This window comes from Chryseobacterium sp. Leaf405 (genome assembly GCF_001425355.1).
In the GTDB taxonomy this organism is placed as follows: domain Bacteria; phylum Bacteroidota; class Bacteroidia; order Flavobacteriales; family Weeksellaceae; genus Chryseobacterium.
Genome location: NZ_LMQN01000012.1, coordinates 734,818 through 759,888 on the forward strand (window position 1 = coordinate 734,818; position 25,071 = coordinate 759,888).

Sequence of the window (25,071 nt, forward strand, 5' to 3'; positions counted from 1 at the left end):
TATTGGCTATTAATTTATTATTGAATTTTTTCAATTCTTAACTTGGTGACAAATTCAAATGCTTGTTTACTTTTTTAATATTTTATAGTTTTTTTATTTGCGAAATTCATTGTTGTTTATAAGGTTTTAACATTTTTATGTAAATAAATTATATCTTTATCGCCCTAATTTATTTTACTACGTATGAAAAAACTTTTACTCATGTGCTTTGGGCTTTTGCTTGGCACTTTAATTAACGCTCAAATTACTTTGGGCAGTGGGACTTCCGCTGCGGGAACTTCTACTTCAATAGCTACCGTACCGTGGAGTACGTATTATGGATATAGTTATGCTCAGCAAATTTTAACGAAAGCTAATATTAATGCATCAGCAGCAGGTAATATTACGGGTCTTAAATTTTACATGGGAGCGAATTCATCAATTACTAATTCTAATGATGTTGTCGTGTATGTAGGACTTACGAACAAAGATTCATTTACTTCAACTGCAGATTGGATTCCGACGACTGCTTTAACTCAGGTTTATAATGGAACTGTTACTAATAATGCCGGGGTTGTTGAGGTTACTTTTTCTGCTCCTTTTGCTTATGATAACATTAGCAACCTTGTAATTGCTGTTGATGAAAATAAGTCGGGTGATAATGGTGGCGAGTGGTTCTATACTTATACAAATACTACTAACCAGACTTTGTACTACAGAAATGATACCACTAATCCGAATCCGTCAGGAACACTTCCGGCAGGAACAAGATCTGCTACACAATCTGTAGTAACTCTTTTGGGACTTACACCATTAGCCCCGCCATGTCCTGTAGTTTCTGCTCCGGCTGCGGCGGCAACAGGAGTTTCTCTTTTACCTACAATTTCTTGGGCAACGTCAGGCAGTGCTACTTCTTATAAGATTAGCTTAGGAACTACTCCTGGAGGTATAGATATTATGAATATGGTAGATGTTGGAAACGTAACAACTTACACACTAACAAATGCTCTTACTTATAGTACTCAATATTATTATACAGTGTATGCAACCAATTCAGCAGGTAATTCTACAGGGTGTACAGAGAGAAGTTTTACGACATTGCCATTGCCTTGTCCTACAATCTCTGCACCAGCTACTGCTCAGCAGGGGTTGCCTGTAAGACCTACATTTACATGGGCTGCGGTGACAGGAGTATCTGGCTATAGATTAAATATCGGTACTTCAGCAGGCTCTAGTGATGTTTTGAGTAATTTTGATCTTGGAAATGTAGTAACATATACATTGACGCCTGCCCAACAGCTTACACCAAATACACAGTATTATTATACGATTACTTCTTATGCTGGTAGTACAGTATCAACAGGATGCGCAGAAAGAAACTTTAAAACAGCCAATGCAGCAATTCCTGTAAATGATGAATGTGCTAATGCAGCAACACTTACTGTAAATTCAGATTTAGCTTGTGGTGCTACAACAGCAGGAAATACATTGGGTGCTACAAATTCTTTAGCAGCTGCACCATGTTCAGGTAATCCTGATGATGATGTTTGGTATAAGTTTACAGCAACAAACAGTACTCATTATGTGAGATTTTCAAATATCGTTGCTACAGGAACAACTTCCTCAACAGATATGTATGTTCAGGTTCTAAGTGGTACTTGTGGATCTCTTGCAAGTGTTGTTTGTTCTGATTCTGATACCACAACGATTGTAAGTGGATTAACCCCCGGAACAACTTATTATGTAAGAGCCTACACTTATGGCGGTGTTGGTAATAACGCCAGTTTTAATATTTGTGTTGGTACTCCTCCTCCGGCTCCTGCAAATGATGAATGTATCAATGTGACAACAGTAACAGTAAATCCGGATCTAAACTGTGGGTCAGTGGTTTCCGGAACGACAGTTTCTGCAACTAGTTCCAACTTAGCAGTAGCACCTTGTACAGGAACTGCAGATGATGATGTTTGGTATTCTTTTACAGCAACATCAACTGTACATAGAGTATCTCTTTCTAATGTAGTATCTACAGGAATTTCTTCTTCTACAAGTCTGTATACTCAGGTATTTAGTGGTGCTTGCGGATCATTGACAAGTGTTCAGTGTGGAACAACTAACACTACAAACTTAACAGGACTTACAGTGGGTCAGACCTATTATGTAAGAGTTTATAATTCAAATACAAACAGTGCTACAGCTACTTATGCCAATACATTTGATTTTTGTGTAGGTACGCCACCTCCGCCACCTGCAAATGATGTCTGCTCAGGAGCAATATCTTTAACAGTTGGAAATAATTTTGCGGCAAACCCTATGGTAGCAACAAATATTTCTGCAACTACTGATAGTACTACAACTTGCCAGTCAAATAGAAATAACAATGTATGGTTCTCAGTTGTTGTTCCGGCTTCTGGTTCTGTTACGGTAGAAACTGCAGCAGTTACGGGTTCAGGATTTATAGATTCCGTATTATCTGCCCATTCGGGAATTTGTGGTTCCCTTGCAAATGTTGCTTGTAATGATGATATTTCTTCAGGAACTAACAACTTCTCAAAAATTTCATTAACAGGACAAACACCTGGAGCTACACTTTACTTTAGTGTTTGGAGATATTCTTTAACCGGTGCTGATGGGCAATTCCGTATTTCAGCTTACGATTCTTCAATACCTTTGGCGACAGGGGAGGTGAAATCTGAAAAAGATAATCTTAAAATTTATCCTAATCCATTTGTTGATGTATTGAGTATTTCTGATAGTAAAAACGTAAAATCTATTTTTATCAATGATATTGCAGGAAGGTTGGTTAAAACAATTACATCGCCAGAATCAACTCTTTATTTAGGAGAATTGAAATCTGGAATGTACTTGGTGACATTGCAGATGAATGATGGTTCTAAACAAACTATAAAGGCAATTAAAAAATAATTTAGAATTATTTTAATTGAAATATAAGTAGCGGCTAAAAAATTTAGCCGCTACTTTTTTGTAAAAGAAATTATGTACAATTAAAAAAAATTATGGGAACACTTTAGATCAGTTTTCTATTCCAAACTCATAAATGAGACATCCGTAATTATTTATAGATTATAAATTAAAAATGGGAAAAATACAGTCATAATTAATTAGAATTATTTTAAATAACTCTACAATAACGGTTAAAATTTAACGACTATTTTTTTATGATAAGAATTATTATGCAGTAAACAGTGATTTTGTGAATTATTATATTATGTTAAATAACATTAGTGTTGTAAATCAATTATTTGTGACTATTATTTAAATATCTTGTAATCAATATGTTATTTTTTATTCACAAATTGATGTTTTATTAATAAATTCAAATGATTGTTTGGTTTTGTTTAAAAATATTTTAATTAGGTTAAGTATGTGTTAATAATTTATTAAATTTTAACTCTTTTAATGGATTTAATTTATACCTTTAGCTCACTAATTTTATTTTTACTAAGTATGAAAAGACTTTTACTAATGTGCATGATGGCCTTCGGAATAGGGGTGTCTGCTCAGATTTCACTGGGAAGTGGAACGTCAACAGGAATTATTCCTGTTTCATCCAATTATGGGTACACTTATACTCAACAGATTTTTACCAAAAGTGAATTAAATGCTTCCGCTGCCGGAAACATTACCGGAGTTAAATTTTATTTGGGTGCAACTTCGTCTATTACCAATTCTACAACGTGGAAAGTGTACATTGGCCATACAACGAAAACAAATTTTTCTTCTACATCAGATTGGGTTCCTGTAGCTTCTCTTACACCAGTGTATGATGCGGAGGTGGCTAATGCTAACGGTGAAGTTACCGTGACGTTTTCTACGCCTTTTGCTTATAATAACACCGATAATCTTGTTATTGCAGTAGATGAAAACAAACCGGATTATGATGCCGGGAATTATTTCTATACTTATTCGGGAGCTTCAAACAGTTCAATTTATTACAGAAGTGATAGTAATAATCCTGATCCTACAGGAACTTTGCCATCAGGAACCAGAACCTCAACCAAATCAAGAATTACTTTCTTAGGTTTAGCACCAAATGCACCGATTTGTCCTGTAGTTTCTGCACCTGCTGATGCGGCAACAGGAGTTTCTGTTTTACCTACCATTACTTGGGCTTCCGCTGCAACTGCGAGTTCGTATAAGATCAGTTTAGGAACAACACCTGGCGCAACCAACGTGATGAACATGGTAGATGTAGGAAACGTGACAAGTTATACTTTAACAAACGCATTGAGCTATAATACTCAATATTATTTAAAAGTATATGCGTCAAATGCTACAGGAACTTCAAGCGGATGTACAGAAACAAGCTTTACAACGGGTGGTATCACCTGTCCTTCTGTAAGTTCTCCTGCGAACAATGCGACAAATACACCTCTTCAGCCAACTATTTCTTGGGCAGCATCTCCAGGTGCGGCGGGATATAGATTGACAGTGGGAACTACTGCGGGAGGAAACAATGTTTTGAACAACACAGATATAGGAAACGTTACTTCTTATACATTCTCTACTCCATTAGCTTTAAATACAGATTATTTCTATACTGTAAATTCATATAACGGAACAAATGTAAGCTCTTCTTGCACCGAAAGAAAACTGACGACCACAGCCGTAACTCCGGTTGCTAATGATGAGTGTGCGGGAGCAATTGCTTTAGCGCCAGGAGGAAATTTTGATCAGAATGCAATTGTTGCTACAAGTGTAAATTCAACTTCAAGTGCGGGAGCTACATGTCAGACAAGTTCAAATAATAATGTTTGGTATTCAGTAATTGTTCCTGCAAGTGGAAGCATTACATTAGAAACTAAATTGGCTACAGGTTCTACATTTACAGATACGGTAATGTCTGTTTATTCAGGAAACTGTTCTGGTCTTACATTGATTCAGTGTAATGATGATAATCCTGCAGGCGGATTGTTCTCTTATGTTTCTCTTACGGGGCAGACGCCGGGTGCAAAATTGTATATCAGTGTTTGGAAATATACAGGAAATACAAGCGTTACAGATGGAGAATTCAGAATCTCTGCTTATGATTCATCATTAGTGTTGGCAACCAACGAAGTAAAAGAATCAAAAAATAATGTCAAAGTATATCCAAACCCATTCTCTGATATATTGAATATCTCTGATATTGCTAATGTTAAAAATGTTTTAATAACAGATGTTTCAGGAAGATTGGTGAAAACTATCACTAAGCCTGATGCCAATCTTTATCTAGGTGAATTAAAACAAGGCATGTACTTGGTTACTTTAGAAATGAAAGACGGTTCTAGACAAACCATCAAAACCATCAAAAAATAATTTACAAAATAAAATAATAACAATAGCAACTGTTCACGGTTGCTATTGTTTTGTCAGTTACATGAACTCATTGCTCTTTAATTGATTTTATTAACAAAAAAATAAATATTTATTTATGAGAAATCTTTTACTCACTATTCTGCTAGCTGCAGGGGTTAGTGCCTATTCACAGACATACTGTACTCCGGCTTTTTCTTCCGGCTGTACATATGGCGATCAGATCGACAGTTTTGCAATTCCGAATGCGACTTTTAATCATGCGACCACTGGGTGTTCTTCAGGCTCTTACGGTGATTTTACGGCGCAGACAATCAATCTGAATGCAGGGGTTACCTATTCATTTTCTGTAACACATGGGTATAGTAATCAAAATGTAAAAATCTGGGTAGATCTTAATAACGATGGCATTTTCGAGGATTCTGCTCCAGAATTAATTGCTTCAGGAAGCAGTGCCTCTGTTGCTGGTGTTAATACTACAAACGGGACTATTCTTATACCTTCTACTACAACTGTAGGTAATTACAGAATGAGAGTGGGAGACAGATATTCTAGTCAGCCAATTCCTTGTAATACAGATGGCTACGGTGAAGCTCATGATTATACTTTACATATTGCTGCAGCGCCAAGTTGTTTAGCTCCGAGCAATCTATCATCCAATACAATAACTGCTAATTCTGCAATTATTTCGTGGACAGCTCCAACCAGTACTGTAGGGGTAGGCTACGATTATTATGTTTCTACTTCATCTACAGCTCCAACTTCTACCACTGTGCCTACAGGAAGTGTGTCATCTACACAGACTACGGCAACTATTCCAGGATTAAATCCTGCTACGCAATATTATGTTTGGGTAAGAGCAAAATGTGGGGCTTCAAACGTAAGTCTTTGGTCTGTAAATACTTCTTTTCAGACACTTTGTGTGGCATTCACAATACCTTATGCTCAAAATTTTGATACTACTCCGGTTGGATCCTACTTATCTAGTAATGCACCACAATGCTGGAGTTATTTAGAAACAAGCGGAAGTGCTGGCTATGGTTATGTATATGGTTATGAGTCTTATTCTTCGCCAAATTCTTACTATTTATATAATAGTAGTGATGTTTCAGGTAATATCATGTTGGTGTCTCCGCAAACAACGGGATTGTCAGATGGTACAAGAAGAGTTAGATTTTTTGCAAAATCAGGTTCTGAAGGATATCTATTAGAGGTAGGTACAGTAAGCAGTAATATGGATGCGTCTACTTTTACTTCCATCGAAACAATTACATTAACAAATACGCAAACAATCTATACAGTTAATATACCTGCAGGTTCAAATTTATTTCTTGCATTTAAACATGGTTTAGGAGGTTCTTACAGATCTATTTATATAGATGATGTTATGGTAGAAAATATTCCGTCATGCGCTGAGCCTACATTACCTTCTGTTGTAGGAATGACATCTAGTACAGGAACTTTAACCTGGGAAGTGCCAGCAACAGCTCCGTCAAACGGTTATCAAATTTATTATAGCACAACCAATATTGCTCCAACATCTACTACCGTAATAAATGGAACAAACTCGGTAACTTCTACAACTAATACAGGACAGATAACAGGTTTAGCTTCCGCTACAACTTATTATGCTTGGGTAAGATCTGTTTGTTCTACAACCGACAGCAGTCCGTGGACGCCATCAGTTACTTTTACAACTGCTTGCGTAGGAGCTTCAGTGCCTTATACTTTAGATTTTGAAAACGCTGCAGTACCTGCTTTACCATTGTGCGGATCTGTAGAAAATTTAGGATCAGGAAACAGCTGGACAACTGCATCGGCTCCTACAGATAGCCCGGGATTCAGTTCAAAGGTTTTAAGATATTCATATACCTATAGTGGTGATGCTAATACTTGGTTTTATACTCAAGGTGTTAATTTAACAGCGGGTACACAGTATACAATATCTTATAAATACGGAAATAACTCAACTACATATGTTGAAAAATTAAAAGTAGCTTACGGAACGTCTCCAACTGAAGGTGAGATGACTAATTCTTTAGCCGATTATAGCTCAATCAATGATCAGATGGCTCATACGGAATCATTGTCCTTTACTCCATCTACAACAGGTGTTTACTATTTTGGGTTCAATGCTTATTCTGATTTAGGGCAATATTATCTATATGTTGATGATATAAATGTCGTTAATTCAGTACTTTCTACATCAGAAGCAAATATTGTAAAAAACAACGTCAAAGTATATCCAAATCCATTCTCTGATGTATTGAATATCTCTGATATTGCGAATGTCAAAACCATTTTAGTAACAGATGTTTCAGGAAGATTGGTAAAAACGATTACTAAACCTGATGCAAACCTTTACTTAGGTGAATTAAAACAAGGAATGTATTTGATTACTTTAGAAATGAAAGACGGTTCTAAGCAAACGATAAAAACAATCAAAAAATAAAATCTAATAATTATTTTCAATGTAAATAGCGGCTAAAAAATTAGTCGCTATATTTTTTATTCTTATTGAAATTATTCATCATTATATCGAAAGTTTATTATTAATTTAGCATTAAATCAGTAAAATTACAGTTTATGACAAAATTTCTACTTTCATGCTTGTTGTTTATCAGCATGAGTTTTAGTGCCCAGATTAGTCTGGGCTCTGGAAGTACCGATAGAGGGGTTGCTCCCATCAGTACGTACTACGGTTATTCGTATGTTCAGCAGATTTTCACGAAACAGGAAATCAATGCCAACGCTGCCGGAAATATTACCGGATTGAAGTTTTATCTGGATGCATCAATGTCAATTTCCAATTCATCTCAATGGGTTGTGTATTTGGGGAATACTGCTAAAACATCTTTTTCTTCAGAATCAGATTGGATTCCCTCATCTCAATTAACGCAGGTATTTTCAGGAACTGTGACAAATTCAAACGGCGTAATCGAAATTACTTTTCCAACGCCCTTTGCTTACGATAACGTTGGGAATTTAGTCATTGCAGCAGAAGAAAACTCTGCAGGGTATGACAATAATGATTACGATGAAGCGATGTATGTGTATCCCGGAGTACAAAATTCATCTATTTATTATAGAAATGATTACGACGATCCGGATCCGGCAAATCCACCAACGGATGGCAATCTGGCATCTTATAAATCGGTTGTGACTTTTGAAGGATTAACTGCAAGTGCAATACCGGCTTGTCCGTTAGTTACATATCCGGGTAATAATGCTGTATTTATTCCTCTTACACCAACAATTACATGGAATAATTCTGCTGGAGCAACAGGATACAAAGTTTCCATCGGAACATCTTCAGGTGGAACTGATATTGCGAATCAGGTAGCGGTTTCTACTAACAGCTATACTCCTTCTTCACCTTTAGAACCTGATAGAGATCATTATATAACAGTGATTGCAGTAGGTGTCGGTGGAGAATCTTCAGGATGCTCTGAGGTAATGTTTACAACGGTGCCGCCTCCGCCAACTAATGATGAATGTGCAGATGCCGTTACACTTACTGTAAATCCGGATACGAACTGCGGAACAGTAACTTCAGCGTACACGCTTGGAGCAACGGATTCCGGAACAGCCCCTGACCCTTGTTATGGAACTGCAGATGATGATGTTTGGTTTAAATTTGTAGCAACAGCGGCAAGTCATAAAATTTCTCTTTTGAATATAGTTTCTGTAGGTACAGAAGATGACACAGACACTTACTTCCAGGTTTTCAGTGGAGGATGTGGCGCATTAACAAGTATTTTATGTTCTGATTCAGATTCTTCAACATTAACAGGTCTTACCGTTGGAGAAACATATTATGTAAGAGTGTATAGCTATTATGGTGCAGGAAGCAATCAAAGTTTTGATATCTGTGTAGGAACTTTCCCTCCGCCACCGGCGAATGACGACTGTTCAGGTGCTTTACAGGCAACCACTTTCCCTTATACTTACGTTCAGAGTGACGGAGCGGGAGCAACCAATGGTTCAGGATTTGTAACGGCTTGCAGTAATGCAATGAATGACGGAACATGGTTTACTTTTACGGGTAACGGAGGAACATTTGATATTACGGTTACTATGCCGGCAGGAAGCGATTTCGATGCTAAAATAGGAGTTTACAGCGGAACTTGCGGAAGCTTGTCTTGTGAAGGAACTGAAGATAGTGAAGGGCAAGGTGGTACAGAGACGATTTCAGTACCAACGGTTTCAGGAAGTCGATATTATGTAAATGTAGGATATTACAGCGATTTCTATGACGAACCTGAGAATGCATTTACGCTTAATATTACTACAAATGTGTTGGCAACTTCTGAAATTGCTCAGAATAAGAAAAGTCTTACACTGTATCCAAATCCATTCACGGATGTAATTAATATTTCTGAATATGAAAATGTAAAATCTGTTGTTATTTCAGATATTTCAGGAAGAAGAGTGAAAAGTATCGACAGTCCGGGAAGTTCAATTTCTGTATCAGAATTGAAACAAGGAATGTATTTAGTGAGTCTTATTCTGAAAGATGGTTCTAAACAAACGATCAAAACGATTAAGAAATAATTTTAAAATCATACAATAATCAAAGGCGGTCTTTATAAGATCGCCTTTTATATTTAATTTTTAAAACTAATAAATTGGTTTGATAATTCTTTTATTTATTGGGAACTGGCTGAATATCTCCCGTATTCATACTTGAGAAAACTGCCGGGAAAAACGTGACAAGTATAAAGTAAATAATGACCATTAATACGATTAATGAAAACAAAATAACAACTAACGTGTTGGGTTTATTTTTTTTTTGTGGTTCCATGATTTTATGGTATTTAGTTAATAGATGATAATATTTTCAAATACTAAGCTAATTTCTTGCCACACTGTTTACAATATCTCGCATCATCATCAATATCTTCATTTCCGCAACGTTCGCATATTTTTTCCAGGTTTTGTCTTTTGTTTCTCATTTCAGCCGTCACAATTCCCGTCGGGACAGCAATAATGGAATAACCTGCCAACATTAAGATCACCGCAAAAAATTTTCCCATTGGAGTAATGGGTGAAACATCTCCGTAGCCAACCGTTGTCACCGTCACCACCGCCCAATAAATTGCCTGTGGAATGGTTTCAAAGCCCGGTCTTCCGCCCTCCACCATAAACATCAGAGAACCGACAATCACAGAGAAAATAATTAAAAATAAAAGGAAAATGTAAATTTTTCTTGAACTGTTTTTTAAAGCTCTCACAATTACTGTTCCGTCATTCATGAAATCTAAAAGATTGAAAACCCTGAAAACTCTCAGCATTCTCAGCATTCTGAAAATCAGGAAATATTTCGTTACCGGAAAAATGAAACTTAAATAAAAAGGAACAAGCGCCAGAAAATCAATAATTCCGAAAAAGCTGAAAATATAATTTTTTTTATTTTTAACAACGGCAATTCTGGACCAGTATTCTGCCGTGAAAAATAATGAAATAATCCATTCTGTAATAATAAAGGTGTAATGAAATCTTTTGTCGAGTTTAGGTACACTTTCCATCATGATGATGAAGGTACTGATAAGAATTAACGACAATAAAATAATATCAAAAAGTTGTCCCAGCTTGGTGTCTGAACGGTAGATAATTCTGTAAAGATGTCTTTTCCAGAGCGCTTCTCCGGGAATTAGATTGTGCTCTTTTTCCATTTTTATTGTTTTTCCTAAATTAACAAATTATCCCTATTTTCGTAACAAACATACAGAATAAAATGACAATAAGCGAAGTAATTTCAAAAATAGAAACACGCATTCCGTTGCAGCAGGCAGAAGATTTTGATAATGTGGGATTGCTGTGTGGAGTTCCCAACCGTAATGTGAGCGGAATTTTGGTTTGCCACGATGCGTTGGAAAATGTTGTGGAAGAAGCCATTCACAAAAACTGCAATTTAATTGTATGTTTTCATCCGATTATTTTTTCAGGATTGAAATCTTTAACAGGAAAAAACTATGTTGAAAGAGCCGTTTTGAAAGCTATTGAAAATAAAGTCGCAATTTACGCTATTCATACCGCTTGGGATAATGATTTTTTTGGTGTGAATGCAGGAATTTGTAATCAATTAGGATTGAAAAATTTAAATATTCTTCAACCTAAAAAAAATCATTTGAAACAATTAACGGTTTTTGTTCCAAAAGATTATTCTGAACAGGTAAAAGAAGCTCTTTTCGCTGCCGGAGCCGGTAATATTGGTTTTTATGACGAATGCAGTTTCACGATTAACGGAAAAGGAACTTTCAGACCAATTGAAGGTGCAAATCCGTTTTCCGGACAACAGAATATCCGTGAAAATGCAGATGAAGATATGATTTCCATTATTTTTGAAAGTTTTAAACAAAATCAGATTATTAGTGCAATGAAATCTGCGCATCCTTACGAGGAAGTGGCACATCAGATTTATAGTGTAGACAATGCCAATCATTATTCAGGATTAGGAATGTATGGTGATTTGGATGAACCGATGGAAGAAAAAGATTTTCTGAAGTTTGTAAAAGAAAAATTTAGCCTTGAAATTATTAAACATTCAGATTTTACCGATAAAAAAATAAAAAGAGTAGGGGTTTTGGGCGGTTCCGGAGCAAGCGGAATAAAGTCTGCATTATCTCAAAAATGTGACGCATATCTTACCGGAGATATTAAATATCATGATTATTTTCTTGCGGAATCTAAGATGCTGATTTGTGATATAGGACATTACGAATCCGAACAATTTGTTACCCAACAATTATTTGAAATTTTGTCACAAAAATTTAGTACATTTGCAATTTCAAAATCTATTGAAAAAACCAACCCAGTAAATTATTTCATTTAAAATATGGCAACAACCAACGATATTTCAGTTGAAGAAAAATTAAGAGCTTTATACGATTTGCAGATCATTGATTCTAGATTGGATGAAATCCGAAATACAAGAGGAGAATTGCCAATTGAAGTAGAAGATCTTGAAATTGAGATCGAAGGTCTTGAAAAAAGAGCAGAAAAATTTCATGCAGAAATTAAAGATCAGGACGATCAGATCAAAACAAAGCATGAGGTAATTAACCATGCAAAAACTTTAATTGAAAAATACAAATCTCAACAAGATAGCGTAAGAAACAATAAAGAGTTTGAAGCATTAAGCAAAGAAATGGAATTTCAGGAACTTGAAATTCAGCTTGCTGAAAAGAGAATCAAAGAATTTGGTGCTAAAATCGGTCATAAAAACGAAACGTTAGACGAGCTTAACATAAAAATCAGCGATCTTAAAAATCACCTTAAATTCAAGAAGGAAGAATTAGAAGGTTTAGTATCTGAAACTCAGAAGGAAGAAGATTATTTGTTAGCTAAATCTCAAGAGTTTTCAGCGAAAATCGACGCAAGATTATTGGCTTCTTACAATAGAATCCGTACAAATTCTCCAACTGGTTTAGCAGTGGTAGGTCTTGAAAGAGGAGCTCCAAAAGGATCTTTCTTTACAATCCCGCCTCAGAAGCAAATGGAAATTGCTCAGAGAAAGAAAATCATTATCGATGAGCATTCAGGAAAAATTCTTGTTGACGACGAGTTGGTAATGGAAGAAACCGAAAGAATGAATTCTGTAATTAAGTTTTAATTACTTATTTTAAAAATATATAAAAGCTGTTTCATTTTGAAGCAGCTTTTTTTATGTCGTTGCGAGAAGCGAAGCGACGAAGCAATCTCTAAACTTACCGTCAGAATTCCACTCCTTCGAAGGGGTGGCGAAAATTCGGAAGAATTTTTGACGGGATGGTCATCAATTGATATTATTTTTTAGAAAAAAAACCGCCTCAACAGAAGCGGTTTCATATTATTCATGATGTTCATACATCTTATCATAAAGATTCATAAATTTTTCTTTAATGGCCTTTCTTTTCAGCTTTAAAGTTGGTGTGAGAAGTCCTGCTTCAATACTCCAGACCTCGGGAGTTAGTTCAATTTTTTTTATTTTTTCCCAATTTCCGAGATGTTCGTTGATGCCTTCAATTTCTTTTTCGATTCTTTCTTTCAATTCTTTGCTTTTTGCAATTTCCTGCGGAGTAGAACCTATCGTTATATTATTTCTCATTGCCCAGCTTCTCGCAAATTCAAAATCCGGTTGTACAAAAGCACAAGGCATTTTTTCACCGTCGCCGACAACCATGATCTGCTCAATAAACTTCGATGCTTTGGCTAAGTTTTCAATCGTTTGAGGAGCAATATATTTTCCACCAGATGTTTTAAACATTTCCTTTTTACGGTCTGTAATCTGTAAAAATCCGTCCGTATCGATATGTCCGATATCTCCTGTGCGGAAATATCCGTCATCAGTAAAAGCTTCCTTGGTCATTTCTTCATTTTTAAAATAACCTTTGAAAATTGAAGGACCTTTCACCGTAATTTCACCGTCTTCCTGAATTTTTACATTCAGATTATCCAATGGCAAACCTACCGTTCCCACTTTCATTTTTCCGAAAGTATTAACGGAAATTACGGGTGAAGTTTCTGTTAAACCGTATCCTTCCAAAACAGGAATTCCTGCATTTTGAAATATTAAGTTCAGTCTTGTGGATAATGCGGCAGACCCGGAAACCAAAGTCACAATTTCGCCACCCAAACCTTCTCGCCATTTCTTAAATACCAGTTTATCAGCAATAATTTCTTTTAACCCTGATGGTTTTGAGACGATTTTCTTTTTTGAAATTAAATCTAACGCCCAGAAGAATATTTTTTGTTTTAAACCTCCTGCAGACGAACCTGTTGCATAGATTTTATCGTAAACTTTTTCAACCAGCCGTGGTACAACGCTCATGTAGTGAGGTTTTACTTCTTTCACGTTTTCGCCCATTTTATCGATGCTTTCTGCGAAATAAATAGAAAAACCGTTATATTGAAAAAGGTAAAAAAGCATTCTTTCGAATATGTGACAGATCGGAAGAAAACTCAGCACTCTGGTATCTTTATAATCCAGGCTTTTCTTTCTTGGAATTCTCGGAATTGATCCTAAAACATTAGATACAATATTATGATGAGTCAGCATGACACCTTTCGGTTTGCCCGTAGTTCCGGAGGTGTAGATAATAGTTGCCAAATCTTCAGAATTGATGGCATTTGAAAGATCTTCCACTTCAATTTGTGTAGAGTCATCCTCGCCAAGATCAAGAATTTCTTTCCAGTTTGCCGCTCCGCTGATATTGTTGAAAGTGAATATTCCCTGCAAAGAATGAATATTATGTTTCACCTTCATTACTTTATCAAAAAGTTCCTTATCGGAAACAAAACAGTACTTAATTTCAGCATTACTGAAAATAAATTCGTAATCTTCCGGCGAAATATTTGGATATACAGGCACAGAAACTACCCCGATCTGGGAAAGTCCGAGATCCATAATAGCCCATTCTGTGCGTGAATTGGTAGTTATTAAAGCAATTTTATCACCGGGTTTTATGCCGAGTTTTAAAAGTCCCCTAGATATTTTATTGGCCTCATTAATAAACTCCTGTGTAGACGTTTTTTTCCATTCGCCATTATATTTTGTCACGAACATATCCGATTTCGGATATTTTTCTAATGCGTGGTGAGGTATATCGAATAATCTTTTAATTGTCATGAGATATAGTAATAATTAAATGATTTTAAATATAAGCATTTTTTTTAATTGTGGAAATTAGAAGTGATTAATTAGAAATCACTAAAATGTGTGGCATAATATATTTAATAATTCAAACGAATTTTATAAATGATGAATATTTAAAAATTATGATAATTCATTGATTTACCCCTAATTGATGATTCTATTTTCAGGTTTGCCCAAAAAGTGTAAATTAGCCACTATCTAATTATTCAATTTTTATGGACTTTAATTTATCAGAAGAACAGCTGATGATTCAGCAGGCAGCAAGGGATTTTGCACAAACCGAACTATTACCGGAGGTTATCGAAAGAGATCGCGACCAGAAATTCCCTACTGAACAGGTAAAGAAAATGGGCGAAATGGGGCTTTTGGGGATGATGGTAGATCCTAAGTACGGTGGTGCGGGTATGGACAGTGTGTCTTATGTATTGGCAATGGAAGAGATTGCAAAAATTGATGCTTCTGCGGCTGTTGTAATGTCTGTAAATAATTCATTGGTATGTGCCGGACTTGAAAAATTTGCTTCTGAAGAACAAAAAGTGAAATATCTTACTCCTTTGGCAAGTGGACAGGTAATTGGAGCTTTTGCTTTGTCTGAGCCTGAAGCAGGTTCTGATGCAACTTCTCAGAAAACGACTGCGGAGGATAAAGGAGATTACTATCTTTTAAACGGAATCAAAAACTGGATAACAAACGGAGGAACGGCTACTTATTATATCGTAATTGCACAGACTGATCCTGAGAAAAAACATAAAGGTATCAATGCATTTATCGTAGAAAGAGGTTGGGAAGGTTTTGAAATCGGTACAAAAGAAGACAAATTAGGAATCAGAGGAAGTGATACGCATTCTTTGATCTTCAACAACGTGAAAGTACCGAAAGAAAACAGAATTGGTGAAGATGGTTTCGGATTCAATTTTGCGATGGCAGTTTTAAATGGAGGTAGAATTGGTATCGCCTCTCAGGCACTAGGTATCGCTTCCGGAGCTTACGAATTGGCTTTAAAATATGCTAAAACGAGAAAAGCTTTTAAAACTGAAATTATCAACCACCAGGCGATTGCTTTTAAATTGGCGGATATGGCAACTCAAATTATGGCGGCAAGAATGCTTTGCTACAAAGCTGCTGTAGAAAAAGATGCCGGAAAAGATATTTCTGAAATCGGTGCCATGGCAAAACTATATTCTTCTCAGGTGGCGATGGATACAACTATTGAAGCGGTTCAAATTCACGGTGGATACGGATATGTAAAAGAATATCACGTAGAAAGAATGATGAGAGATGCTAAAATCACTCAGATCTATGAAGGAACTTCTGAAATCCAGAAAATTGTGATTTCAAGAAGTATTTCAAAATAATTTAACAACAACAAAACACTATTTTTATGAAAAAACCTTTGTGGATTACTTTAGGGGTAGTTATATTACTTATGGGAGTATTTATCTGGTACAAATTTTTCTTCGTTTTAGCAGATGGAGTTAAATCAGGGTATCTGAATTATGCTATTAATAAAGGGTATGTATTCAAAACATATGAAGGTAAATTGATTCAGGAAGGCTTTGGAAGAGGAAAAACAGGAACAATTACCAGCTATGAGTTTGAATTTTCTGTTTCTGATCCTGAAGTTTTCAAACAATTGGAACTCAACAGTGGTAAATCATTTGATCTTCATTACAAAGAATACAACGGAACTTTGCCATGGAGAGGAAACACTAAATATGTGGTAGATAAAATAGTGAATATGAAATAACAATAAAAGGCTCTCGCATTGAGAGCCTTTTATTTTCACACGAACCACAAAATATTAATAATATATATTTAAATTTTTATAATCTAATTGATTGTTTCTGTATATTGGATTGCATTTTTTACTAAAAGTTAAATCGTTATTCAATAATCAATTAAATGCTGAAGTAAAAGTATCAATTAGAATTTTCATTAAAACGATATTTTCATTAAAATATTATTAAAAATTAAATCTAATCACGAATGGATTTGAAAAATCAATGAGAATCGGTGTTGGTTGTGTTTTTACCTTTCTTTTTATAAAAATAATATCCAATCCCTGCAATCAGAAGAAGCGGCCACAACGGAAGAATAAACAGGAAAATAGACGTGATCACATTCCATCCGGAAGAAATTGCCGCCAGTGATTTTCCACCGAAAGTTCCCGGTTCTTTAAAACCTCTTGGCTTATCTTCAATGTTGATCGAGATGCTGCAGATCGCATTATCAGAATAATTGTTTCCGAAAACCTCGACATTTTTACTTTCAACTTCACCGATTCCGCTTAGCTGATCCATAAGTTCGTCGAAATTTCGGATCGGTACTTTTACATCAAGCGTATAGTTTTTTCTTTCTTTTTCAGCATCAGAGTAGGAAGAATTTAATGGTTCGTCGGCGATGTAAGAAAAATCTTCGCTTTTTACATAACCATTATGTTTTCTTATTTCTTCTTTCACGACCTCTTTTACCGTTTCGGAATTGTCAACATTCAGATTAATAAAGCCGGATTTTACCATTTTATTCTTTAAAGCAGTAACTTCATAATTTTCTTTTTTTGACTTGTCTTTATAAATAATTTTTGTTTCCTTGATTATTTTCGGAGCAGGAACATTCACAACGATTTTTCCTTCTTTTGTTGCCGAATCTTTCTTTTCTGTTTTGGTTTCCAGTTTTACCGATGCAATTTTATCAGATAAAGAATCAACAATTTTTGAAGTATTTTCTATTTTATCTTGTACCTCATTTTTAGTATCTTCAAATTCTTTGATTTTAACATTCGTAGAATCCAAAGCAGCATTCGCCTGATCATTAATCGTATTAATTTTTTCAGAAGCTTTAGAAACTGCACTGTCTGCCGAATTTACGGCGTTTTCCAATTGAGAGGTTGCAACTTCTCCTTTTTTACACATAATAAACGTGCCCGATACAGCAACAAGTAAGATGAACTTTTTCATAAGATTATTTTTTTGTTGAAGTAAAATTAGGAGCGAAAGTTTTGTAAAGATTGTAAAAGGAATGTATTTAGGTGGTAAAATTGTATTTAATTTAAAATCAGTTGTTTAAAATTAATTTACAAGCGTTTTACAAGAATTATTTTTGATTTTGAAAATCAAATTTTATCATAAATAAAAAATCCGCAGAAATTTTTCTGCGGATTTATATATTTGAAAGTTAATTTACTTAAGCATTCTGAAACTCACTGATAAAATGCAATTTTACATTCGGGAATTTCTCTTGTGTCATGTGAATGGTGAAAGAAGAATCAGCTAGGAAAACCAATTGATTGTATTTATCTCTTGCCAAAAATCTTTGTTTCAATCTTGCAAATTCTTTAAATTCATCAGATTTTTCATCCGCTTCAACCCAGCAAGCTTTGTGCATAGAAAGTGTTTCGTAGGTACATTTTGCGCCATATTCATGCTCCAGACGATATTGAATAACTTCATACTGAAGCGCACCCACTGTTCCTATGATTTTTCTATTGTTCATTTCAAGGGTAAATAACTGAGCAACACCTTCATCCATCAACTGATCGATGCCTTTTGCCAATTGTTTTGCCTTTAAAGGATCGCTGTTATTAATATATCTGAAATGTTCCGGGGAGAAGCTAGGAACGCCTTTAAAGCTTAATTTTTCACCGCCTGTCAACGTATCACCGATTCTGAAACTTCCTGTATCGTGAAGTCCGACAATATCTCCCGGGAAACTTTCGTCAACGACTTCTTTTTTATCTGCAAAGAATGCGTTTGGAGAAGAGAATTTCATTTTTTTGCCTTCTCTTACCAATAAATAATTTTCGTTTCTTTTGAAAGTCCCCGAAACAATTTTCACAAAAGCCAGACGGTCTCTGTGTTTCGGATCCATATTTGCGTGAATTTTGAAAACAAATCCTGTGAAAGTACTTTCTTCAGGCTTTACCAAACGGGTATCACTTTCTTTTGGCTGTGGCATCGGGGCGATGTCGATAAAAGCATTCAATAACTCACGAACTCCAAAGTTATTCAAAGCAGAACCAAAGAAAACCGGTTGTAAATCACCTTTCATGTAATCTTCACGATTAAATTCCGGGTAAACAGACTGAATCAAATCTAATTCTTCACGAAGATTTTTTGCTGCTTTTTCTCCAATTACCTCATCTATTTTAGGATCATTAATATCGTCAAACTTAATAGAATCACCAACTTTCTGTTTTTTCTCTTCCAAAAATAACTGAATATTGTCTTCCCAGATATTATAAATTCCCTGAAAGTCGCTTCCCATACCGATCGGCAGAGAAAGCGGGCAAACCGTTAATCCTAATTTCTGCTCAACTTCATCCAGCAAATCGAAAGCGTCTTTACCTTCACGGTCAAGCTTATTAATGAAAACCAACATCGGGATGTTTCTCATTCTACAAACCTGAACCAATTTTTCCGTTTGTTCCTCAACTCCTTTTGCAACGTCGATAACAACGATTACAGAGTCAACGGCTGTTAACGTTCTATAAGTATCTTCAGCAAAATCTTTGTGCCCCGGAGTATCCAGAATATTGATTTTGTGATCTCTGTATTCAAAAGCCAACACGGAAGTTGCCACGGAGATCCCTCTCTGTCTTTCAATTTCCATGAAATCGGAGGTGGCTCCTTTTTTTATTTTGTTGGATTTTACCGCACCCGCTTCCTGAATTGCCCCTCCGAAAAGCAGTAACTTCTCTGTAAGAGTGGTTTTTCCGGCATCGGGGTGAGAGATAATTCCGAAGGTTTTTCTTTTTTCTATTTCTTTGATTAAGTCTGACATATCGTATTTTGAAGTTGCAAAAATCGTGAATTTTGTCGAATCCTGAAAATATGTTTTTAAATCTAATTCTTAGAAGACTTTCTTTTTAATAAAAAAGCTAATCCTAATCCCACAAAAACCATTGCTGAACTGAAAGGGAAAATATAATTCATTCCATAAATATCTGCAACGCCACCAATTAATGGTCCGGCAACACCCAATGAAAGATCGATGAAAAGTCCATACCCTGCCAACGCAGACCCCTGACTTGAAGGGGAAACGCTTTTTATGGCAACAACACCGAGCGCAGGGAAAATTAATGAAAATCCTAATCCCGTAACTCCGGCTCCTACAAGTGCCATTTGAGAATTCGTAGCAAAAGCGATTATCAAAAGCCCGATTGTTTCTACCAAAAGACAGGCAATCGCCACTTTTATTCCGCCATAATTATTGATAACATTGCTGAAAACCAATCTTCCTGCAACAAAAAGTCCTCCGAAAACGGATAAACATAAAGCACCATTATTCCAGTGAAAATAATTGTAATATAAAGTAATAAACGTAGAAATACTCGCAAAACCAAGACCTCCCAACGCAAGACAAACTCCGAAAGGAGCAACCTTTCCTAAAACTTTCCAGAAAGACTGAACTTCTTTTTTGTTGATATTGGTTTTATTTTCTTTAGTTTTTGCGAAAAGAAATCCTGTAATTCCCAAAATAATAGAAAGAATTCCGATTCCGTATAAACTGAATTTTTGTTCAATTATAATTCCCAGAGAAGCTCCGATTGCCAAGGCTCCGTAGCACGCAACGCCATTATAAGAAATAATTTTTGCCGTATGTTTTTCACCAACCGCCATAATTGCCCAATTGATAGGGCTTGCGCCAATCATTCCTTCGGCACAGCCTGTGAGTAAACGTGTAACCACCAAAAATGAAAGACTGGTAAAAGGTGAAAATTTAAAGTAATATGCAATAATCAGAAAAATTCCGGTTAAGGAAAAACTCAGCATACTGAATAATACGGCAGGTTTTGGACCTTTTCCATCGATGATTTTCCCGGAATACGCCCTTAGAAAAAAGGTAGAAACGTATTGTAAACTGATGACCACTCCGGCAATCACCAAACTGAATCCTAAACTTTTACTGATGAAAATCGGAAGAACAGACAGAGATAATCCTATGATAAAGTATCCTACAAACGTAAAACATACATAAGTAATCAAGGATAAATTAACATTCTCTGACCGATTTACTAAATTATCCATGTTGAAAAAAATTAAGGTGCAAAGATACTCCACAAAAATGTCTTATCAGAATAATAAAGCCAATAAAATGGGAATACTTATCATTCAAAATTCCTATAATCCTTTACCATTCTATAAAATCAGTTATCTTTGTTTCGTTAAAAAAATCAGACTTTATGATGCAGCAATCTAAATTTCCTAAATATATATTCGACTGGTTTGGCGGTTTGGTTCTTCTAATAGGTTATATTATAGGAAGTGTGATCGTTGGCTTTGTAGGAGTTGCCGGGAAATTTATTTTCAGGCTTGATTTTATGCAAAAACCATGGTTTCTTATGCTATCGAATGCAATTGTGTTCTGTTTAGTGATTGCGGCTTTCGATTTTTTAATTGTACGTCCAAAAACAGGGAAAAAGCTGAACTTTAATTTTTCACCGACTAATTTTTATACATACTTATTGATTTTTCCAATGATGTTGGGAATGATGTTTATCGGTGAATTCTTTACGGCACAGATTCCTACAACCGGACCTTTTTTTGGAGATTATTATGAGTTTTTTGAAAATTTGATGTCAGGTCTTACCGATGATCCTGTATTAATGGTAATTACGGCTGTAATTATGGCACCGATTTTTGAAGAAATAATTTTCAGAGGAATTATTCAGAAAGGCTTAATGAATAAAGGAGTAGAACCCTGGAAAGCAATATTATTTTCCAGTCTTCTATTTGGTTTAATTCATGGCAATCCCTGGCAGTTTGTAGGAGCAACTTTGCTTGGTGGCGTTTTGGGATTGGTATATTATAAAACAAAATCTTTATTATTACCCATGTTATTGCACGGTTTTAACAATCTTTGTTCGACATTATTGGTGACATATACTAAAAACGAAAGTTTTGCACAGGCTTTTAAAATCCCGGAATGGGAAATATTAATCATAGGAATTGTACTTTTTTCTTTGTTTTGCTATTTATTTATGAAGAAAAATAAAGTGCATTATTCTGATATTTGAGATAAAAATAAATTTAAAAATGAAAACGGATATGGAATTATTGGTAGCAACACACAACGAACATAAAAAAGAGGAAATTCAACAGATTTTAGGCAGTGAATTTGTCGTAAAAAGTCTGGCTGATTACGATATTCATGATGAAATTGTTGAAGATGGTGATTCTTTTAACGCTAATGCTCTAATTAAGGCTAAATTTTGCTTCGAAAAAACAGGAATTCCAAGTTTGGGAGACGATAGCGGTTTGGTTGTGGAATCTTTAGACGGAAGACCCGGAATTTTTTCAGCACGCTATGCAGGAGACCACGATTTTGCTAAGAATATCGAAAAAGTGTTAAGCGAAATGGAAGATATTGAAAACAGAAAATCTTATTTCATCACCGTTTTATGTTATTATGACGAAAAAGGAGCGCAATATTTTGATGGCAGAGTTCATGGGAATTTATTGACGGAAAATAAAGGTTTCAAAGGTTTTGGTTACGATCCGATTTTTGTTCCGCAAGGTCATGAAATCACTTTTGCTGAAATGGAACCTGAAAATAAAAATAAAATAAGTCACAGAAAACAGGCATTAGATTTGTTTTTAGATTTCTTAAAATTGAAAAAGTGATTTTTTAAAGGTTAATTTTCCATTCTGATGAAGGAAGAATCTTTTGAATTAATAAATTTGATTCTTTACTACAACTTTGTTACGTTCAGAATGACAGTGTTTAAGTTAAAAATCTGTCGTACATTTGTTTTTATATAAACTATTGATTTGAGTACTTATTTAACGATATTAGGTTTTAATTCGGCGATTCCCACAATTAATTCTTCTCCGACTGCACAGTTTCTCGAAATGGAAGAGCGGTCTTTTCTGATCGATTGCGGAGAAGGAACTCAGGTTCAGTTGAGAAAAGCAAAAGCAAAATTTTCGAAGATCAATCACATATTTATCTCTCATCTTCATGGTGATCATTGCTTTGGTCTGCCGGGGCTTATTGCGTCTTTTAGGCTGTTGGGAAGAGATACTCCACTTCACGTATACGGTCCTAAAGGAATTAAAAAAATGTTGGATACCATTTTTACCATTACTGAAACGCATCGTGGTTTTGAGGTGGTTTATCATGAACTGGATAAGGATTACTCGGAAAAAATTTATGAAGATAACAGAGTGGAGGTTTACACCATTCCTTTGGATCACAGGATTTACTGCAATGGGTATTTATTTAAAGAAAAGCCAAAAGACAGGCATCTTAATATGAAGGAAATTGCAAAGTACAGTGAAATAGAAACTTGTGATTATCATCATATTAAAGCGGGAAAAGACTTTATATTAAGTGATGGGTATGTTCTCAAAAACGAAATACTTACAATTGATCCCGCTCCGCCCGTTTCTTATGCTTTCTGTAGCGATACAAGATATTTGGAAAGTGTAATCCCGATTATTAAAAATGTTACCGTTTTGTATCATGAATCTACATTTTTACATGATTTAAAGGAAATGGCAGATTATACAGGTCATACTACGGCTCTGGAAGCGGCAACAATTGCACAAAAAGCAGCTGTAGGAAAATTAATTTTAGGACATTTCTCCAACAGATATAGTGATCTAACTGTGTTTACGGATGAAGCAAGAACCATTTTCCCCAATTCATATTTACCAAAAGCTCTGGAAGCTGTGAAAATTTAAAATGTATGATGAAGTTTGAAGAATTAAAAATCTTCTTAGATGAAAAGGCAGATCAGTACAATCATCCGGATTTTATAGAAAATGATCCGATACAGATTCCGCACCGTTTTTCTTTGAAACAGGATGTTGAAATTGCAGGTTTTCTGGCAGCAACAATTTCCTGGGGAAACCGAAAAGCAATCATAAAATCGGCAGAGAAAATGCTCGATATTATGGGGGATTCTCCTTATGATTTTGTGTTGAATTATTCTGAAAAGGATTTAAAAGATATTCAGGGAAAAAGTATTCACAGAACTTTTAACGGTGAAGATTTCACCTATTTTATCAAACAGTTCAATAGGATTTACACTGAAAATGAAAGTCTGGAAAAGTTATTTAAGGTAAATGATTCTGAAACAAATTTTCAACATGCTATTGAAAGATTCAGAAGTGATTTTCTTGGAATTGAAAAACACCGAACGCATAAGCATGTAAGTTCACCTTATAAAAATTCGTCAACCAAAAGAATCATCATGTTTCTTCGCTGGATGGTAAGGAATGACAAACGTGGCGTAGATTTTGGTATTTGGGAGAATATTGATCAAAAGTATCTTTCGATTCCACTGGATGTTCATACAGGAAATATTTCAAGAAAATTAGGGTTAATTTCAAGAACCCAAAATGATTGGAAGACAGTGGAAGAACTGGATCTTATTATCAGGAAATTTGACGAAAAAGATCCTGCCAAATATGATTTTGCATTATTCGGGTTGGGAGTAACTAAAGAATTATTATAAACAAATTGCAATGAAAAACAACGAAGATAAAATTGAGGTTTTAGAGAAAATTGCTAACGGTATTACATGGTGGATAGGCTCTATTCCGTCGCTTATTGTGCATACCTTGTTTTTTGTTATTTCGTTTTTGCTGCCGTTGCTTCATCTCGTTGAGTTTGATAAAATGTTGTTGATTCTGACGACAGTTGTTTCTCTAGAAGCTATTTATCTGGCTATTTTCATCCAAATGTCGGTGAATAAAAGTCACGAAAAAATCGAAGATATTCAGGAAGATATTGAAGATATTCAGGAAGATATTGAGGAAATTAGTGAAGACATTGAAGAGATCAGTGAAGATATTGAAGAAATTAATGAAGATATTGAAGACATTCAGGAAGATATTGAAGAAATTAATGAAGATGAAGACGATGAAGATCATAACGAGAGAGCAAAAAATGTAATATTGAAGAGTAATGTGAGTTCCAACAAAAATGAAATTAAATCTTTAAAAGATAAAATACAGGAACTTCAAAATATGATAGATCAGCTTAAAAAAGATTAATTTTATACTAATATATAGAAACAGGAAATAATATATTTCTTAAAAAGGCTAATTGTAGATTAGTCTTTTTTGTTTTAAAATTAAAATGAAATTAGAATCAGATTAGAATTTAAAAAATTTGAGTTATTGTTGTTAATTATA

At 35.1% G+C, this 25,071-nt stretch carries 19 protein-coding genes; 13 read left to right on the forward strand and 6 right to left on the reverse strand.

The genetic code is table 11. The annotated features are described in order from the left end of the window. The first annotated feature begins 183 nt into the window (after positions 1-183). From ASG22_RS09535 to ASG22_RS09550, 4 genes are all read left to right on the forward strand, one after another. On the forward strand, positions 184-2,901 hold the full coding sequence (locus ASG22_RS09535; protein WP_082504982.1) for a T9SS type A sorting domain-containing protein: 2,718 nt from the start codon (positions 184-186) through the stop codon (positions 2,899-2,901). 543 nt (positions 2,902-3,444) lie between these two features. Next, on the forward strand, positions 3,445-5,295 hold the full coding sequence (locus ASG22_RS09540; RefSeq protein WP_157844712.1) for a T9SS type A sorting domain-containing protein: 1,851 nt from the start codon (positions 3,445-3,447) through the stop codon (positions 5,293-5,295). A gap of 115 nt (positions 5,296-5,410) precedes the next feature. After that, positions 5,411-7,744, forward strand: coding sequence for a GEVED domain-containing protein (locus ASG22_RS09545; protein WP_055983371.1), 2,334 nt, complete (start codon positions 5,411-5,413; stop codon positions 7,742-7,744). 134 nt (positions 7,745-7,878) lie between these two features. Then, on the forward strand, positions 7,879-9,846 hold the full coding sequence (locus ASG22_RS09550; RefSeq protein WP_082504984.1) for a T9SS type A sorting domain-containing protein: 1,968 nt from the start codon (positions 7,879-7,881) through the stop codon (positions 9,844-9,846). A 91-nt stretch (positions 9,847-9,937) separates the two neighbouring features. On the opposite strand, the gene ASG22_RS20985 is transcribed toward ASG22_RS09550, so the two are convergent. Beyond that, a complete protein-coding gene (locus ASG22_RS20985) occupies positions 9,938-10,096 on the reverse strand; it encodes a hypothetical protein (protein WP_157844713.1) in 159 nt (52 codons plus the stop codon). Between the two features lie 43 nt (positions 10,097-10,139). Next, positions 10,140-10,967, reverse strand: coding sequence for an ion transporter (locus ASG22_RS09555; protein WP_055983375.1), 828 nt, complete (start codon positions 10,965-10,967; stop codon positions 10,140-10,142). Between the two features lie 62 nt (positions 10,968-11,029). Here ASG22_RS09555 and ASG22_RS09560 point away from each other — a divergent pair, with 62 nt between their 5' ends. Together ASG22_RS09560 and ASG22_RS09565 are read left to right on the forward strand one after the other, a co-directional pair. Continuing rightward, positions 11,030-12,127, forward strand: coding sequence for a Nif3-like dinuclear metal center hexameric protein (locus tag ASG22_RS09560; RefSeq protein ID WP_055983376.1), 1,098 nt, complete (start codon positions 11,030-11,032; stop codon positions 12,125-12,127). Between the two features lie 3 nt (positions 12,128-12,130). Continuing rightward, positions 12,131-12,907 carry a zinc ribbon domain-containing protein gene (locus ASG22_RS09565; protein ID WP_055983378.1) on the forward strand — a complete coding sequence of 259 codons (777 nt, stop codon included), beginning with the start codon at positions 12,131-12,133 and terminating at the stop codon, positions 12,905-12,907. Between the two features lie 216 nt (positions 12,908-13,123). Here the strand turns inward: ASG22_RS09565 and ASG22_RS09570 are convergent, their stop codons facing one another. Next, the gene (locus ASG22_RS09570) at positions 13,124-14,902 is read right to left on the reverse strand and encodes an AMP-dependent synthetase/ligase (RefSeq protein ID WP_055983380.1); all 1,779 of its coding nucleotides are present in this window, start codon (positions 14,900-14,902) and stop codon (positions 13,124-13,126) included. 242 nt (positions 14,903-15,144) lie between these two features. Between ASG22_RS09570 and ASG22_RS09575 the strand changes: the two genes are divergently transcribed. Together ASG22_RS09575 and ASG22_RS09580 are read left to right on the forward strand one after the other, a co-directional pair. After that, positions 15,145-16,284, forward strand: a complete 1,140-nt coding sequence (locus tag ASG22_RS09575; protein WP_055983382.1) for an acyl-CoA dehydrogenase — start codon at positions 15,145-15,147, stop codon at positions 16,282-16,284. Between the two features lie 26 nt (positions 16,285-16,310). Beyond that, positions 16,311-16,676: a hypothetical protein gene (locus ASG22_RS09580; protein WP_055983383.1), complete on the forward strand. Its 366-nt coding sequence runs from the start codon at positions 16,311-16,313 to the stop codon at positions 16,674-16,676. Between the two features lie 253 nt (positions 16,677-16,929). Here the strand turns inward: ASG22_RS09580 and ASG22_RS09585 are convergent, their stop codons facing one another. The 3 genes from ASG22_RS09585 to ASG22_RS09595 all read right to left on the reverse strand — a co-directional run bounded on the left by ASG22_RS09585 (position 16,930) and on the right by ASG22_RS09595 (position 20,955). Beyond that, positions 16,930-17,886 (reverse strand): DUF4349 domain-containing protein, encoded by a 957-nt coding sequence (locus tag ASG22_RS09585; RefSeq protein ID WP_055983386.1) that lies wholly within the window; start codon positions 17,884-17,886, stop codon positions 16,930-16,932. A 226-nt stretch (positions 17,887-18,112) separates the two neighbouring features. Continuing rightward, the gene (locus tag ASG22_RS09590; RefSeq protein WP_055983387.1) at positions 18,113-19,708 is read right to left on the reverse strand and encodes a peptide chain release factor 3; all 1,596 of its coding nucleotides are present in this window, start codon (positions 19,706-19,708) and stop codon (positions 18,113-18,115) included. A 62-nt stretch (positions 19,709-19,770) separates the two neighbouring features. Then, a complete protein-coding gene (locus ASG22_RS09595; RefSeq protein ID WP_055983389.1) occupies positions 19,771-20,955 on the reverse strand; it encodes an MFS transporter in 1,185 nt (394 codons plus the stop codon). Between the two features lie 155 nt (positions 20,956-21,110). Between ASG22_RS09595 and ASG22_RS09600 the strand changes: the two genes are divergently transcribed. The 5 genes from ASG22_RS09600 (at position 21,111) to ASG22_RS09620 (ending at position 24,930) form a co-directional block, all read left to right on the forward strand. After that, positions 21,111-21,944: a CPBP family intramembrane glutamic endopeptidase gene (locus tag ASG22_RS09600; protein ID WP_238586888.1), complete on the forward strand. Its 834-nt coding sequence runs from the start codon at positions 21,111-21,113 to the stop codon at positions 21,942-21,944. 19 nt (positions 21,945-21,963) lie between these two features. Further along, on the forward strand, positions 21,964-22,551 hold the full coding sequence (gene rdgB, locus ASG22_RS09605; protein WP_185113798.1) for an RdgB/HAM1 family non-canonical purine NTP pyrophosphatase: 588 nt from the start codon (positions 21,964-21,966) through the stop codon (positions 22,549-22,551). A gap of 147 nt (positions 22,552-22,698) precedes the next feature. Continuing rightward, entirely contained in the window at positions 22,699-23,613 is a 915-nt protein-coding gene (locus ASG22_RS09610; RefSeq protein ID WP_055983393.1) for a ribonuclease Z, read from the forward strand. An 8-nt stretch (positions 23,614-23,621) separates the two neighbouring features. Further along, complete coding sequence (locus ASG22_RS09615) at positions 23,622-24,389, forward strand: TIGR02757 family protein (protein ID WP_055983537.1); 768 nt, start codon at positions 23,622-23,624, stop codon at positions 24,387-24,389. Between the two features lie 10 nt (positions 24,390-24,399). Beyond that, a complete protein-coding gene (locus ASG22_RS09620; protein WP_055983395.1) occupies positions 24,400-24,930 on the forward strand; it encodes a DUF1003 domain-containing protein in 531 nt (176 codons plus the stop codon). Positions 24,931-25,071: the final 141 nt, after the last annotated feature.

Bases quoted from the DNA above. Each gene is read 5' to 3' on its own strand.
- ASG22_RS09620 (WP_055983395.1), top strand. From the start codon at position 24,400: ATGAAAAACAACGAAGATAAAATTGAGGTTTTAGAGAAAATTGCTAAC.
- ASG22_RS09560 (WP_055983376.1), top strand. From the start codon at position 11,030: ATGACAATAAGCGAAGTAATTTCAAAAATAGAAACACGCATTCCGTTG.
- ASG22_RS09595 (WP_055983389.1), bottom strand. From the start codon at position 20,955: ATGGATAATTTAGTAAATCGGTCAGAGAATGTTAATTTATCCTTGATT.
- ASG22_RS09540 (WP_157844712.1), top strand. From the start codon at position 3,445: ATGAAAAGACTTTTACTAATGTGCATGATGGCCTTCGGAATAGGGGTG.
- ASG22_RS09590 (WP_055983387.1), bottom strand. From the start codon at position 19,708: ATGTCAGACTTAATCAAAGAAATAGAAAAAAGAAAAACCTTCGGAATT.
- ASG22_RS09545 (WP_055983371.1), top strand. From the start codon at position 5,411: ATGAGAAATCTTTTACTCACTATTCTGCTAGCTGCAGGGGTTAGTGCC.
- ASG22_RS09550 (WP_082504984.1), top strand. From the start codon at position 7,879: ATGACAAAATTTCTACTTTCATGCTTGTTGTTTATCAGCATGAGTTTT.
- ASG22_RS09575 (WP_055983382.1), top strand. From the start codon at position 15,145: ATGGACTTTAATTTATCAGAAGAACAGCTGATGATTCAGCAGGCAGCA.
- ASG22_RS09600 (WP_238586888.1), top strand. From the start codon at position 21,111: ATGATGCAGCAATCTAAATTTCCTAAATATATATTCGACTGGTTTGGC.
- ASG22_RS09535 (WP_082504982.1), top strand. From the start codon at position 184: ATGAAAAAACTTTTACTCATGTGCTTTGGGCTTTTGCTTGGCACTTTA.
- ASG22_RS09615 (WP_055983537.1), top strand. From the start codon at position 23,622: ATGAAGTTTGAAGAATTAAAAATCTTCTTAGATGAAAAGGCAGATCAG.
- ASG22_RS09570 (WP_055983380.1), bottom strand. From the start codon at position 14,902: ATGACAATTAAAAGATTATTCGATATACCTCACCACGCATTAGAAAAA.
- rdgB (WP_185113798.1), top strand. From the start codon at position 21,964: ATGAAAACGGATATGGAATTATTGGTAGCAACACACAACGAACATAAA.
- ASG22_RS09585 (WP_055983386.1), bottom strand. From the start codon at position 17,886: ATGAAAAAGTTCATCTTACTTGTTGCTGTATCGGGCACGTTTATTATG.
- ASG22_RS09580 (WP_055983383.1), top strand. From the start codon at position 16,311: ATGAAAAAACCTTTGTGGATTACTTTAGGGGTAGTTATATTACTTATG.
- ASG22_RS09555 (WP_055983375.1), bottom strand. From the start codon at position 10,967: ATGGAAAAAGAGCACAATCTAATTCCCGGAGAAGCGCTCTGGAAAAGA.
- ASG22_RS20985 (WP_157844713.1), bottom strand. From the start codon at position 10,096: ATGGAACCACAAAAAAAAAATAAACCCAACACGTTAGTTGTTATTTTG.
- ASG22_RS09565 (WP_055983378.1), top strand. From the start codon at position 12,131: ATGGCAACAACCAACGATATTTCAGTTGAAGAAAAATTAAGAGCTTTA.